Here is a 13,379-nt window from a genome sequence, read left to right as displayed (position 1 = left end):
GAACGGGTACGGTTGCGCCGTGGGGACGATGATTTGAGACGACGCGCTTTTTCGATCCTGGCCCTGGCCGGCACGCTGGCTTTCGCGCCAAGCGCAGAGGCGCGCGGCCTGCTTGGCGGCGCCAGGATCGTCCTCAAGGAAGGCCGTCTCGCCGACGCCTTGCGGGACCTGTCGGTGCGAAGCGGCTCGGATCTGCTGTTCGCGCCCGACGTTGTGGGCAACCTCAAAAACAAACGCGTCGTCGGCGCCCTCCAGGTCGAGCCGATCCTGTCGCGCCTGCTCGAAGGCACTGACCTTGGCTACCGCCGGGTCGGCGAAGGAACCTACATCGTCTTCAAGCTGGAACCGGAACAGCCCACGGCGCTGCCGGAACTGCTGGTGGTCGGCCGCAAGTCGCAGAATGCCGACATCCAGCGGACCGAGAACGACATCCAGGGCTATCGCGTCTCCACCGCCGAGGATATCCGCGCCTCCCACGCTGACAATCTCGACCAGTTCCTGCGAAGCCGACTGTCGAGCAATGCCGAACGTCTCGGCCCGACCAGCGACCCCAGGGCCAGCAACGCCGCCAACCGATCGGAAGTCGACCTGCATGGCCTGGGACCGAGCCAGACCCTGGTGCTGGTCGACGGGGTGCGGATGCCGGCCACGCTCTCGCAGGACTACCAGCTGGAATTTTTCCAATCCGACCTGAACGGCCTGCCCCTGCTGGCCATCGATCGGATCGAAAGCCTGACCGGAACGGCCGGCGGCATCTACGGTCCCGGCGCCACCGGCGGGGTGATCAACGTGATCCTCAAGCGCGACTATCGCGGCTCGGAAGTCAGCGCCACTTACGGGATCACGGGCCGGGGCGACGCGATGCGGCGACGCATAGACGGCCGGATCGGCTTCACGCCCGACGGCGGCGCCACCGACGTCATGATCAACGTCTCGCGCGCCCAGGGCGACGGTTTGCGCGTCGGCGACCGCGCGTTCGCGCAGCGGGCCCTACGCTCTCGGATCGCACGCGGGACGGCCGACACCCACTCGCCGATCAGCAACGGCGTCTTCGTCCGCAGCCTGTCGGGAAACATCCTGTCGCTGAGCCCCGCGCTCGGCGGCGCATCCCTGGGCTCGAGCTTCACCTATCTGCCGCTCGACAGCCTCGGCGCAGGCGACGGCGCCGTCCTACTCGCCAACGCCGGAAAGGTCCCCGACGGCCTGTCGCCCGACGGCAATGGCGAGCTTCGCAGCCTGACCAGCGCCACGACCGTGACGTCGCTGCTGGTGAACCTGCGCCATCGGTTCGGCGACCACATCGAGGCCACCCTCGATTTCATCGGCTGGGAGAATGAGGGCCGCTCGACCTCGAACTTCAACATCACGGGATGGCGAACCGGGAGCGCCGCCGTGGCGCAACGCCGGAACGGCGTGCTCGCCGACAGCTATCCATTCAGCGAGCCCGTGGCGTTGACCTTTCCGATGGTCGGCCTGGAAAACGAAACACGCAACCGTCTGCGCACGACGCGCACCTCGGCCACCGTCCTGTTCGAGCTGCCCGCAGCCTGGCGCGGCGGAGCCACTTACAGCGTCGGCGCCACGCGCAATCGGGTCAGGCAGGACGGCTGGGCCTTCGACCTGAACTTCATCCGCGCGCTCGCCTTGATGCAGCCCGGCTCCGGCGGCGAACCCGCGCCCAACCCCTTTGGCCCCTGGGACGACTTCGTCACCGCGATGCGGGCCTACAGGGTTCCTCACCCCGTGCGGTTGGAGCGCAAGCTTCAACTGCGTGACGCCAGCCTCAGACTCGGCGGCGCCGTCCTGCACCGCCCGGCCGGAGACGTCGTGCTGTCGCTCGTGGCCGAGCGCCGCGAGGAGAGCGCCACGATGACGCCCTGGGATATCGCCGGCCAGCCGGACATCACGCCCCTCGCCAACTATTCCTTCTCGACCGTGACCTCCTCCGTATACGGCGAGCTGCGCGCGCCGCTGGTTTCGCGCACGTCGCCCCTGGCCGCCCTGCGGGGACTGGAGATGCAACTGGCCGCACGTCACGACAGCATCCAGGCCGACATACCCGGCCCCGTGCTCGGCGGACCACGAAGCGGCTACGACCGCGGCGCCACCGTCTATACGGCCGGCCTGCGGGTCTTCCCCTGGGATGCGCTGCTGCTGCGCGCCAGCATCGCCACAGGAGTGCTGCCACCGACGCCGCAGCAAATGAAGCTCGACAGCTACACCGTCGGACTGCCCGACACCGCCGTGAGCAGCGAGGCCGACCCGGCGCGCGGCGACCAGTTGATCGGCTCTGAAAAGCCCGCCGTGATGCTGTCGGGCGGTTCGCCCAAGCTGCGCCCCGAGCACGCCCGGACCGTGGCCCTGGGCTTCGTCATCAATCCCGAAGGCGGCCGGGGGCCACGGATCTCGCTGGACTACACCCACACCGAGAAGCACGGCGAGATCGGTAATTTCGGCAGCCTGGAGCTCCTGCTCGCCCATGAGGCCCAATATCCGGATCGCATCGTGCGAGACCCGCTGACGCCCGCCGACATCGCCGCCGGCTACACGGGCGGAGTGATCGTCCAGGTCGACACGACGGACGTGAACATCGGCAGGACGACGGTCGACGCGATCGACGTGCACGTGGACCAGGCTTTTCGCCTGGGCCCCGACAGCCGGTTGCGGCTCTTTGGCGGCGCGACCTGGACCCCGCGCCTGACGCGGCGTTTTTCCGCCGACACGCCCTTGGTGAAGTACACCGCCACGGCGGAAGGCCCTCTACGTTGGCGGGGCGTCGCCGGCGCCGCCTGGGAGCGCGGCGATCTCGCACTGCGGCTGGATGGCCAGTACTACGGCGACTACCACGCCGTCGACGCCAGCTATGCCAGTTCGAAAACCGCCGCGAACCTGGCCTCCAGCCGCATCCCCGCGCGAATCTACCTGGACGCCACCGTCACCTACCGGCTGCAGGTCGCGGGACCCGGGGCGACCTCTCGCGACGTCGACATCCGGTTCGGGGTTCAGAACCTACTGGGACGAGACCCGCCGGCGGAGGTCGATTCAGAGCTCGGCTACAGCTTCTATGGAGACCCGCGAGGCCGCCGGTTCGAGCTCAGCGCCACCGCGCGGTTCTGAGACCGCACTATTCTTTACGGGTTTTCCTCGAGCGTGCGTCTCGGGTGGCATGAAGGGACGCCACCCATGTTCGCCACACCCGACGGAGCCCTGGTTCTTGAAAATGATCGGGCTAACGTCTTGTCGATGTCGGACGGGGATCCACAGTCGAATTCGACCCATTCGGTGGCGCGCCAGTTCCGCGACGCCAGGGGCAAGCTGCTGGGCTGGCTCCGGCGACGCGTCCCTGACCCGACCGAAGCCGAGGACCTCCTGCAGGACACCTTCCTGCGCGTCACGCAGCGCGAGGCCCCCGAGGGGGTCGCCCACTTCGAAGGCTATCTGTACCGCACCGCCGAGAGCGTCCTGGCCGACCGGTACAGACGACGCAGCGTTCGACGCGCCGACGCGCATGTCGCCCTCGAACCCGAGGTCCACCGGACCGAAGACGCCGACGCGCTGCGCGCCTTGCTGGCCAGAGAACGGCTTCGCGCCGTGTCGGCAAGCCTGATGGCGCTCCCCGAACGAACGCGCGCGGTGTTCGTCCTGCGCCGCCTGGAAGGCCTGCGCTACGGCGAGATCGCCGCGCGCCTCAAGGTCTCGCTGAGCACCGTTGAAAAAGACATGGCCCGCGCCATCGATCATCTGATGCTCGAGGAGGACAAGGCATGAGCGCTGATCCGCCCTCCCCGCAAACCCTGCGTGACCTGGGGCCGAAGGCGGCCGCGGCGCTGTGGCTGGAACGTCTGCAGCGCGACCCTTCGCCAGAAGACGACGCAGCCTTCGCGCAATGGCTGGCCCAGAGCGACGCCAATCGCCAGGCCTGGGAGCGTGCGCGCGATCTGTGGGACGTGTTCGAGGATCCCCAGGCCGACGACGTCCTGGCGACCCTGCGCAAGGACGCCCTCTCCCTGCGGGCCCGCCCGGCCCCCGCGCCGACGGCTTGGTATCTGGTCGCCGCGTCGGTCGCGGCCGTGGTCGTCGGCGGCGTGCTGTTCGCCGGGCTGGGTCGCGAGCATCGCGCGCCCGCATCCACCCAGGTCGCCAGCGCCAGCCAACCCGACCTCCATGGGTTTGGGCGGACCGACTACGAGACCACCGCCGGTCAACGACTGAACGTGCGTCTCGAGGATGGAACCAGACTGACGCTGGAGCCCGCCACAGCCGTGGACATCGCCTATGTCGACGGGCAGCGCCTGGTTCGCCTGACACGTGGCGAGGCGCTGTTCGACGTCACGCATGACGCGGCCCACCCCTTCCGGGTCGCGGCCGGTGAGCGCGTGATCTCGGACCTGGGCACAAGGTTCAACATCCGGGTGCAGGCCGACGAAACCCGGGTGCGCCTGGACGAAGGCTCGCTGGGCGTCACGGTCGGAAGCGATCCCCACGTCGCGACGGGCGAGGCCAGGATCCTGGTCCCGGGCCAGGAGCTGGTGGCGCGTCGCGGCCAATCCGACGCGATTACGCAGGTCGAGCCGAAGGTGGCGTCCGATGGAGAGCGCCAGGTGATCCAGTTCGACAACATCTCGCTCACCGAAGCGGTGGCGCAGATCAACCGCTACACCGACCAGAAGCTGGTCGTGAACGATCCGAAAGTGGGCGCCTTGCGGGTCAGCGGCGCGTTCCGCACCGACGATCCGATGCGGTTCGCGACGACGCTCACCACGCTCTATCCCGTTCGCCTGGTTCCATTGGCGGATGGCCGGATCGAGATCGCGGCGCGTGGCAAGTCAAAGCGATAGCGGCGCAGAACAACGCTTTCGTTCAAGCCAGCGGACGCTCATCGTGGCTCCGTCGCCTCGACATCCAGCCTCAAGGAGAACGTGATGAAGATCGTCAGAACCGGAGCGGCCGCCTGGAGCGGCGGCATCAAGGACGGCAAGGGGTCGATCTCGACCGAGAGCGGCGCCCTGCAGGCCTATCCCTACGGCTTTGCCAGCCGGTTCGAGGGCCAGCCGGGCTCCAACCCCGAAGAGCTGATCGGCGCGGCCCACGCGGCCTGTTTCACCATGGCCCTGTCGCTGGTGCTGGGCGAAGCCGGGCTGCGGGCCGACCAGATGGACACCTCGGCCAAGATCACGCTCGAGCAGGTCGATGGCGGCTACGCCATCACCGCTTCGCACCTGACCCTGAAGGCCAGGATCCCCGGCGCCGACCAGGCGACCTTCGAGAAGCTGGCGGCCGGGGCCAAGGCCAACTGCCCGGTCTCCAAGCTCTTGAACGCGGAGATCACCCTGGACGCGGCGCTGGTCGAATAGGTTTAAGCGCGATGAGGGACTCTTGGTGAGCCGATACAGCTTCCTGGACCTCGCCAGCTCGGCGAGCGTGAGATCCGCCCAGGCCGAGATGGGTGTCGACCATCTGTGGACGCCCGGTCAGGTCGATCGGCAGTTCGAGACGTTCACGGAGAACGAAGAGGCCTTCATCGCCGCGCGCGACAGCTTCTACATGGCCAGCGTGTCGGAGACGGGCTGGCCCTATGTCCAGTATCGGGGCGGGCCGCCCGGCTTTCTGAAGGTCATCGACGAGACCACGCTGGCCTTCGCCGACTTCCGCGGCAATCGCCAGTACATCAGCGTCGGTAACCTGGACGCCAACGACCGCGTGGCCCTGATCCTGGTCGACTATCCCCGGCGCGCCCGCTTGAAGATCCTGGCGCACGTCGAACGCCTGGCGCTGGACGCCGAGCCGGGTTTGCTGGAGCGGGTGTCCGATCCCGGCTATCGCGCCAAGCCGGAGCGGATCTTCCGACTGCGGCTGGCGGCGTTCGACTGGAACTGCCCCCAGCACATCATCCCGCGCTTCACCGAAACCGAGATCTCGCGGGCCGTTCAGCCGCTTCACGAGAAGCTCGAAGCGCTGGAGACCGAAAACCGCGCCCTTCGCGAGCGGCTCGGGCAGGCCAAGCCCTAGGTCAGGTGACGGTCCAGAAAGTCGCGAATATGGTCGGCGATCTCGCGGCTGTGGGTCTCCAAGGCGAAGTGCCCCGCATCAAGGAAATGCACCTCGGCCTTGGGCAGATCGCGGCGGAACGCCTCGGCGCCGGTCGGCAGGAAGAAGGGATCGTTGGCGCCCCAGATGGCCAGCAGCGGAGGCTGCCGCTCGCGGAAGTACTGGTGGAAGCGCGAGTAGAGCGCCACGTTGCTGGCGTAATCGGCGATCAGGCCCAGCTGGATGTCCGCATTGCCCGGCCGTGACATCAGGGCGTAGTCCAGCCAGTAGGCCTCCGGCGCCACCTGGGTCTCGTCGGGCGCGCCGTGCGTGTACTGCCAGCGCGTCGTTTCCAGGGTGAACATGCTGCGCATCGCCTCGCGATTGGCCGGCGACGGATCGGCCCAGTAGGCGCGGGTCGGCGCCCAGCCGTCGCTCATGCCCTCCTCGTAGGCATTGCCGTTCTGCGAGATGATGCCGGTAATCGCGCCGGGCCGTGCGAGCGCCAACCTCAGCCCCACAGGCGCGCCGTAGTCGAAGATGTAGATCGCATAACGCTCAAGCCCGATGGCGTCCGTGAAGGCGGCCATCGCCTCGGCCAAGCGTGCGAAGCTGTAGTCGAACCCCTCTGGTGCGGTCGTGAAGCCAAAGCCAGGCAGGTCGGGCGCGACCACGTGGTAGCGATCGGCCAGACGCGGGATCAGGTCGCGGAACTGGTGCGACGAGGTCGGAAAGCCGTGCAGCAGCAGGATCGTCGGGCGTTCCCGGCTTCCCGCCTCGCGATAGAAGATCGAGACGTCGCCGACTTCGGCGCGCCGCAGGGCGATCTCGGGCTGACTGGGTTTCGGCATCGCGGATCCTCACATCTGGCTCCGCGACGATGACCCGCCCCGCGAACAGGCGACAGTAAAGCGCTGTAAGGCGTGGTGAAGTCACAGGCGTCCGCCTGGCGAGGCCCCGCCGAAACAATCGTGAAACTGTCACGCGCCTGACACCGATCACGCCTAGCCACGGCCGACCCGATGCAGGACGGCCCAGCCTTGTCGCACCTTCGCCCCATCGATCAATGGTTCATGGACCAGATCCTGCCGCTGGAGCCGATGCTCCTGGCCTCGGCGCGCAAGCTGGTGAGCGATCCCGACGCGGCGCGGGACCTGGTGCAGGAAGCGTTCGCTCGTCTCCTGACCGTGGAGGGCTGGGCCCAGATCGAGGCCCCGCATCCCTATCTGCTGCGCATGATGCGCAACCTGGCGTTCGAGAAGCTGCGCCGCGCGAAGATCGCCCGCTTCGAGCAACTGACGCTGGCCGACGACTTCGACGTCGTCGACGAGAGCCCCGACGCGTTTCGGGTTCTGTCCGGACGCGAGCAGCTGGCCCGGCTGGACGCCGCGCTGAAAGACCTGCCCGAGCGTTGCCGCCGCGTCTTCGTCATGCGGCGCATCGAGGAGCGCTCGCCGCGCGAGATCGCCAAGCAACTGGGCGTCAGCCCCTCCACCTTGGAAAAGCGCCTGGCGCGCGCGCACTATCTCGTCGCCAAGGCGCTGGCGCCGACCCCTGCCCTGCCGCTGGAAGATCGTCCGGCCAAGGCGGATGAGGCCCGCCGAAAAAATTCGACCAAGCGCTCCTGAAATGTGGTGGCGTTCGCGCGCCCAAACATCTTCCTAAGATAGGCGGATGAAAGGGTGGCCCCAGGCGTGTTCGAAAAGCCGCTAGCGTCGGAAGAAACCGGAGACGATCCGGTGCTGCGCGCGGCCGCGCAGTGGCTGGCGCGCGCCGACCTCGGGACCTTGGACGAGGCGGCCTTCGAACAATGGCGCGCCGAAGATCCCCGCCACGCCCTGGCGTTCATCCGCGTCTCCGAGGCCGCGCGCCGCGTCACGGCCGACGGCGCCGAAGCTCCCGCCGTCAAGCGCGCCCGCAAGCCGGACCCGACCCGTCGCGGCGCGATCGCGGCAGGGTTGGCTGTGTTCTCGCTCGGCGGCGGCGCGCTCGTCGCCGGCAAGGTCAACGCCCGCGACCGCGCCTCCACGCCGGTCGGCGGGATGCGCCACGTGGACTTGGCCAAGACCGGCGAGCTCACCCTCAACACCGACAGCGCCGCGTCGTGGAAGTCCGGCCACGATGGCCTGCGTCTCTGGCTCGAACGCGGCGAGATCGCGTTGGACATCGTGGCGAACGCGCCGCCCGTTCACCTCAAGGGCGGGCCCGTCGGCGCGAGTCTCGGGCCGGGGCGTTACAACGCCCGCCTGCGCGATGGCCTCCTGGATCTGGTCGTGCTGAAGGGCGAGGCCAGCGCGGAGGGCTCGAACGCCGCGCCGGTTCGCGGCCCGGCCGCCCTGGCTTTGACCGCCGAACGCCCCCTGCCCCGGTCGCTGTCCGAACAGGACATCGCCGCGACCCTGGCCTGGCGCAGCGGCGAGATTCTGTTCGTGGACGAGCCCCTGTCCAGCGCCATCGAAGAGTACAACCGTCACCTGGCGCGCAAGATCGTCCTGGCCGATCCGCAGCTCAGCGGCCTGCGGGTCGGCGGGCGGTTCATGGCCGACGATCCCAGCGCCTTCCTGCAGGCGCTGGAGATGACGATGAACGTCCGCGTGACGCCCTCGCAGCAGGCCATGCTGCTGTCGCGAAAAAATTCCTGAGCCGATTTGGAGGCGTTCTCGTCGCCAATCATCCTTGGAGGTAGGGGGGCGCCAAGAGCGCCTGGCCAGAGGATTTCAAAGCCATGAACCGTGGTGCTCACGCACGCACGCCGCTTTTCGCGGCGCTCTTTGTCACGTCCGCGATCGTGATGGCTCCGGCCGTCAGCGTCGCCGCCGAACGCGCCTTCGACATCAAGGCCCAGCCCATGGGCGAGGCGCTGAACCAGTTCGCCCGCCAGGCCGGCGTGCAGATCTTTTTCCCCGGCGAAGCAGCCGCCGGCCGTCGGTCGCCCGCCGTCCGGGGCACGATGGAGCCACGCGCGGCGCTGACCCAGCTGATCGCCGGCTCCAGCCTCAGCATCGTCGGCGATGACGGCAAGATGATCATGCTGCAGGCCGGCCCCGCGCGGGACGACGCTCGGCTCGCCAGCGACGCGGCTACGGCCCTGGAAGAGATCATCGTCACCAGCGGCCCGCGCGCCGGCGACCTGAAGCGCAACAGCGACACGGTGGTCAACACCATCACCCAGCTGGAAATCCAGCGCCTGCCAAACCTCGACGTCTCCGACGTCCTGGCCCGCCTGCCCGGCGTGCGCCGCAACGAGACCCAGAGCGGCGAAAACCGCTACGTCCAGATCCGCGGCCTCAACAACGCCGCCGCCTCGCAGTCGATCGACGGCGTTCTGCTGACCGACTACGTCAACGGCTCGCGCGCCACCTCGACCGAACTGCTGTCGGCCAACTTCATCAAGAACGTCACCGTGACCTCGACGGTCACCCCGGACCTGGACGAGAACGCCAACTCCGCCCACGTGGCGCTGACCACGATCAGCGGCCTCGACAGCGGCGGCCAGCACGTCGCCGACTTCCGGGCCTATGTCGGCGCCAACAACCGCAATGACGGGGTCCTGGACACGCGCCGTCCGGTGCGCCTGGCCGCCTCGTGGAAGGGCGGCCTGGACGAGGCCGGCAAGTGGGGCTTGGCCATGGGCGCCAGCCTGGACCGCCTGGGCTCGCGCCAAGACGCTGTCTCGGTCGCCAGCTTCAGCGTGATCAACGGGACCCAGGTCCCCAACGGCGCCCTGACCAAGGGCGAAACCTACAGCGCCAGCCAGCGCGTCTCGGCCATGGCCCGCCTGGACTACAAACCCAGCGACGCGCTGTCGCTGTTTGGCGAGTACTTCTATCTGGAGCACGACTTCCGCACCGAGCAGCGCACGTCGACGGTGACCGTCGCGGCGGCGGGCGCCAGCAACCCCACCGCCAACGCCGGACAGTTCAACGCCGCCGCGTCGACCTACGGCTTCAACGCCGGCCATCCCAAGCTGATGGACCATATCGTCCAACTGGGCGGCGACTATGCGATCAGCGACAAGGACAGCCTGTCGGTTCGCCTGGGCGTGACCTACAACCGCGTCCTGTCCGGCTCGATCGCCACCAGCGGCTTCGTGCTGGGCTCCAGCGCGCTAACGACGCCGGTCGGCTACAGCTTCGACCATGAGGCGCTGGCCTTCACGCCCGGCGCCAACACCCAGACCGGCGTCCCGGCCAACTACCGCCTGAACTCGAAGGTGACGGTCGGCGACACGCTGAGCCGCGACCAGAACTACTTCGCCCGCATCGACTACGCCCACAACATGGAGCTGGCCGCCAAGGGCCTGGGCTTCAAGGCCGGCGCCCAGCTCAAGACCCTGGACCGCAGCAATGTCCAGCGCGGCTACGCCCGCGTCCTGCCGACCAGCGGCGTGCTGCTGTCGGAGGTCACGGGCGCCTCCAGCCTGACCCAGTTCCAGCCGGTCGACTGGAACGTCGACACCTTCCTGAACCTGGTAAACACCCGCGGGACCCCGTCGCCGGACGCTAACCGCCTCTACGCGGCCGACCCCGCCGACAGCTACGGCCAGAACTTCAACGGCTCCGAAGTGGTCGGCGTCGGCTACGGCATTGTCTCGTACGGCTGGGATCGCGCCCGCCTGTCGGCCGGCGTTCGCGCCGCCCACACCCATCGCGAGCTGGACCAGTACGAGCCCGACACCGTGGGCAAGTACGTCCAGGGCCACTACGAACAGAACTACTGGCACGTCCTGCCCAGCGCCTATGGCTCGTTTGACGTGACCTCGAACCTGAAGCTGCGCGGCGCCTTCACGAAGACCCTGGAACGCCCGGCGATCAACAGCGCCTCGCGCCGCCTGATCACCAGCTACGACATCCCGGTCACCCGCTCGATCAGCTACAGCAACCCGTACCTGATGCCGATCCGCTCGACCAATTTCGACGCCTCGGCCGAGTACTACTACGGTCGCTCGGCCTATCTCTCGTTCGGCGCCTTCGCCAAGGACCTGCGCGACATCTCGGCCAGCAGCAGCAGCCAGTCGGTCGCTCCCGACGGCGTGCGCGAGGTGATCACCTACACCAGCAACGTCCGCGAGGTGAACGGCAAGAAGGTCTACGGCAAGGTCCGCGGCCTGGAGGCGGTGTGGTCCGATCCGCAGTTGCCGTGGATCCCGGCGCGCCTGGGCAATCTGGGCCTGACCCTGTCCTACGACTACCTGGTCTACCAGGTCACGGCGATCAACGGCGGTGGCGGCACCCCGCCCAGCGACACCCGCCTGGTCGACGCCGCACCGCGCCACTTCTTCAACGCCTCGCTGGCCTACAACAAGGGTCCGTTCGCGGCGAACCTGTACCTGCAGGAACAGTCGTCGGTCCCGAGCCTGAGCTACAACCCGGCCAACGACCGGCGCACCAAGTACGACTCTCTGCTGGACCTGCAAGCCAGCTGGCAGGTCAGCCGCAACCTGCGGGTGATGGTCGAGGGTCGCAACCTGCTCGATCAGGACATCACCGACCGCTACGGCGTGACCAACTACGGCCCGGCCTATCAGGTGAAGAACAATGGCCGCACGGTCTGGCTGGGCTTCCAGCTGACCACCTTCTAGATCCCCGACGACTGCGGGGCCGGCGCGCGCCGGCCCCGCTCTTTTTTGGAAGACCCAATGATCCGAGCCCGCGTCCTGGCCGCAGCGACGGCCCTCCTGTTCCTGACCGGCGTGGCCTCGGCGCAGCCGGTCACGGCGATCGAACGCGCCCGGCTCGTCGATATCCTGCCGCTCGACGGCGAGCTGTTCCACGTCCAGGGCATGGACCTCGACGCCCAGCACATCTGGGTCACGTCCGTCGATACCCGCGAGCACAAGGGCTACATCCACCAGTTCGACCGGCGTAGCGGCAAGTTCCAGCGCCGGCTCGAGATCACCGACGGCGTTCGCTTTCACCCGGGCGGCATGGCCATGCATGGCCGTTCGATCTGGGTCCCGGTGGCGGAGTACAGGGCCAACAGCTCAGCGGTGCTGGTTGAGATCGACAAGCAGACCTTCAAGGTCCGACGCAGGATCTCCGTCGCCGATCACCTGGGCTGCGTGGCGGCATCCGGGCGCGGTCTGGTCGCCGGCAACTGGGACAGCCGCCTGCTCTACGTGTTCGACCGGCAGGGACGACAGGTCCGGGTGGTCAAGAACCCCGCCCCTACCCGCTATCAGGACATGAAGTTCGAACGCGGCCGCCTGGTCGGGTCGGGCGCGCTGGGCCCCAAGGCCGGCGCCATCGACTGGTTCGCCTGGCCTTCGATGAAGCTGGTGGACAGCCGCGCGGCCGGCGCTACCGACCGGGGCATTCGGTACACGGAAGAAGGCATGGCCCTGAAAGGCAATGACCTCTATCTCGTGCCCGAAGATGGCCCCAGCCGGATGTTCCGGTTCGCGCTGACCGGTCGCTAGGCTCCGGCCCGAGCCACCGACTGGGCCTTCTGGAAGCTTTCCATGACCGCGGCGTAGTTGGGGGCCGCCAGGCCGTAGAGCTTGGCCAGTTCAGCGGCTTCCGGGCGCGCCCAGGTGCGATGCAACTCGCTGAGCAGCGCATTGGTCGAGGTCGGCTTGACCCCGCCTTGGACGAAGCGCGCCAGGCTGGTGCGCGAGGCCATTTCGCTGGGATCGCCCGAGGCGTCGATCACCGCATAGACGTCGTAGCCGGCGACCACGGCGTCGAGCGCCGGGAACATCACGCAGACGCTGGTCCAGACGCCGGCCATGATCAGGGTCTTGCGGCCGGTGGCTTCGACCTGGGCGACGAAGTCGCCATTGTCCCAGGCATTCACTTCGCCCTTGCGCGGCACATAGACGGCGTGGGGCGCCTGCTCGTGGATTTCCGGCATCAGCGGACCGTTCGAGCCGTTCGGCTCCGAGGCGGTCGTGATCACCGGAATGTTCAGCAGGGTCGCGAGCCGGGCGACCATCTCGACGTTGCGCCGCAGGTCGGCCACCGCGATGTCCTTGACCGTCTGGAACAGGCCGGCCTGGTGATCCAGCAGCAGGATCACCGCATCGGCGGGATCAATGAGCGCCGCGCCGCCGCCTGAAGGCAGGACGCTGGTTTTCGGGTTCGGCGATATCGTCATGGGACTTCCTCGAAGGGTCAGCGCTGCGGTCGGCATCGTCGAGGACGCCCCGCGCCCATCGACCCTTCCCGACCGAGCGCGAGCGGACCAGTAAATCCCGGTAAAATCTTGTACCAACTCAATATTGAAAAGATCACGGTGCGCGATCGCACTTTCAATATCACTGACGAATGAGGTCAGTTTTTACGCCGACCGCTAGACATGTTCTGAACTTGACCAGGCTTTACCACGCCTAACACCACACCCGCCGCCTTGGG

Annotated in this window: 11 protein-coding genes; 9 read left to right on the top strand and 2 right to left on the bottom strand. The window is 67.9% G+C overall.

Features of this window, described 5'->3' with window-relative positions; all coding sequences use genetic code 11:
- Positions 1-33: 33 nt before the first annotated feature.
- The 5 genes from AC07NF_RS05020 to AC07NF_RS05000 all read left to right on the top strand — a co-directional run bounded on the left by AC07NF_RS05020 (position 34) and on the right by AC07NF_RS05000 (position 6,009).
- On the top strand, positions 34-3,117 hold the full coding sequence (locus AC07NF_RS05020) for a TonB-dependent receptor (protein WP_494628467.1): 3,084 nt from the start codon (positions 34-36) through the stop codon (positions 3,115-3,117).
- Positions 3,118-3,183: 66 nt separating this feature from the next.
- Positions 3,184-3,768 carry an RNA polymerase sigma factor gene (locus AC07NF_RS05015; RefSeq protein ID WP_494628469.1) on the top strand — a complete coding sequence of 195 codons (585 nt, stop codon included), beginning with the start codon at positions 3,184-3,186 and terminating at the stop codon, positions 3,766-3,768.
- Positions 3,765-4,838 (top strand): FecR family protein, encoded by a 1,074-nt coding sequence (locus AC07NF_RS05010; RefSeq protein ID WP_494628471.1) that lies wholly within the window; start codon positions 3,765-3,767, stop codon positions 4,836-4,838. The genes AC07NF_RS05015 and AC07NF_RS05010 overlap by 4 nt, the downstream gene beginning before the upstream one ends.
- An 84-nt stretch (positions 4,839-4,922) precedes the next feature.
- Complete coding sequence (locus AC07NF_RS05005; protein ID WP_494628473.1) at positions 4,923-5,354, top strand: OsmC family protein; 432 nt, start codon at positions 4,923-4,925, stop codon at positions 5,352-5,354.
- 25 nt (positions 5,355-5,379) lie between these two features.
- Positions 5,380-6,009 (top strand): pyridoxamine 5'-phosphate oxidase family protein, encoded by a 630-nt coding sequence (locus AC07NF_RS05000; protein WP_494628475.1) that lies wholly within the window; start codon positions 5,380-5,382, stop codon positions 6,007-6,009.
- On the opposite strand, the gene AC07NF_RS04995 is transcribed toward AC07NF_RS05000, so the two are convergent.
- On the bottom strand, positions 6,006-6,878 hold the full coding sequence (locus AC07NF_RS04995; RefSeq protein ID WP_494628477.1) for an alpha/beta fold hydrolase: 873 nt from the start codon (positions 6,876-6,878) through the stop codon (positions 6,006-6,008). The two genes, AC07NF_RS05000 and AC07NF_RS04995, sit on opposite strands and share 4 nt — an antisense overlap.
- A 222-nt stretch (positions 6,879-7,100) precedes the next feature.
- On the opposite strand from AC07NF_RS04995, the gene AC07NF_RS04990 reads away from it, so the two are divergent.
- From AC07NF_RS04990 to AC07NF_RS04975, 4 genes are all read left to right on the top strand, one after another.
- Entirely contained in the window at positions 7,101-7,655 is a 555-nt protein-coding gene (locus tag AC07NF_RS04990; protein ID WP_494628479.1) for an RNA polymerase sigma factor, read from the top strand.
- A gap of 111 nt (positions 7,656-7,766) precedes the next feature.
- On the top strand, positions 7,767-8,669 hold the full coding sequence (locus tag AC07NF_RS04985) for a DUF4880 domain-containing protein (RefSeq protein ID WP_494628481.1): 903 nt from the start codon (positions 7,767-7,769) through the stop codon (positions 8,667-8,669).
- Positions 8,670-8,752: 83 nt separating this feature from the next.
- Positions 8,753-11,608 carry a TonB-dependent receptor gene (locus tag AC07NF_RS04980; protein WP_494628483.1) on the top strand — a complete coding sequence of 952 codons (2,856 nt, stop codon included), beginning with the start codon at positions 8,753-8,755 and terminating at the stop codon, positions 11,606-11,608.
- Between the two features lie 57 nt (positions 11,609-11,665).
- Positions 11,666-12,445 (top strand): DUF6454 family protein, encoded by a 780-nt coding sequence (locus AC07NF_RS04975; RefSeq protein WP_494628485.1) that lies wholly within the window; start codon positions 11,666-11,668, stop codon positions 12,443-12,445.
- On the opposite strand, the gene AC07NF_RS04970 is transcribed toward AC07NF_RS04975, so the two are convergent.
- On the bottom strand, positions 12,442-13,122 hold the full coding sequence (locus tag AC07NF_RS04970; protein ID WP_494628487.1) for an isochorismatase family protein: 681 nt from the start codon (positions 13,120-13,122) through the stop codon (positions 12,442-12,444). The two genes, AC07NF_RS04975 and AC07NF_RS04970, sit on opposite strands and share 4 nt — an antisense overlap.
- Positions 13,123-13,379 lie beyond the last annotated feature (257 nt).

This window comes from Caulobacter sp. GW821-FHT10A06 (assembly GCF_059415805.1).
This window is presented reverse-complemented; position numbering and strand designations above follow the sequence as displayed.

Excerpts from the sequence above, each read along its gene's own strand:
- AC07NF_RS05010 (WP_494628471.1), top strand. The coding sequence starts at position 3,765 with ATGAGCGCTGATCCGCCCTCCCCGCAAACCCTGCGTGACCTGGGGCCG.
- AC07NF_RS05005 (WP_494628473.1), top strand. The coding sequence starts at position 4,923 with ATGAAGATCGTCAGAACCGGAGCGGCCGCCTGGAGCGGCGGCATCAAG.
- AC07NF_RS04975 (WP_494628485.1), top strand. The coding sequence starts at position 11,666 with ATGATCCGAGCCCGCGTCCTGGCCGCAGCGACGGCCCTCCTGTTCCTG.
- AC07NF_RS04970 (WP_494628487.1), bottom strand. The coding sequence starts at position 13,122 with ATGACGATATCGCCGAACCCGAAAACCAGCGTCCTGCCTTCAGGCGGC.
- AC07NF_RS04990 (WP_494628479.1), top strand. The coding sequence starts at position 7,101 with ATGGACCAGATCCTGCCGCTGGAGCCGATGCTCCTGGCCTCGGCGCGC.
- AC07NF_RS04980 (WP_494628483.1), top strand. The coding sequence starts at position 8,753 with ATGAACCGTGGTGCTCACGCACGCACGCCGCTTTTCGCGGCGCTCTTT.
- AC07NF_RS04995 (WP_494628477.1), bottom strand. The coding sequence starts at position 6,878 with ATGCCGAAACCCAGTCAGCCCGAGATCGCCCTGCGGCGCGCCGAAGTC.
- AC07NF_RS05015 (WP_494628469.1), top strand. The coding sequence starts at position 3,184 with ATGTTCGCCACACCCGACGGAGCCCTGGTTCTTGAAAATGATCGGGCT.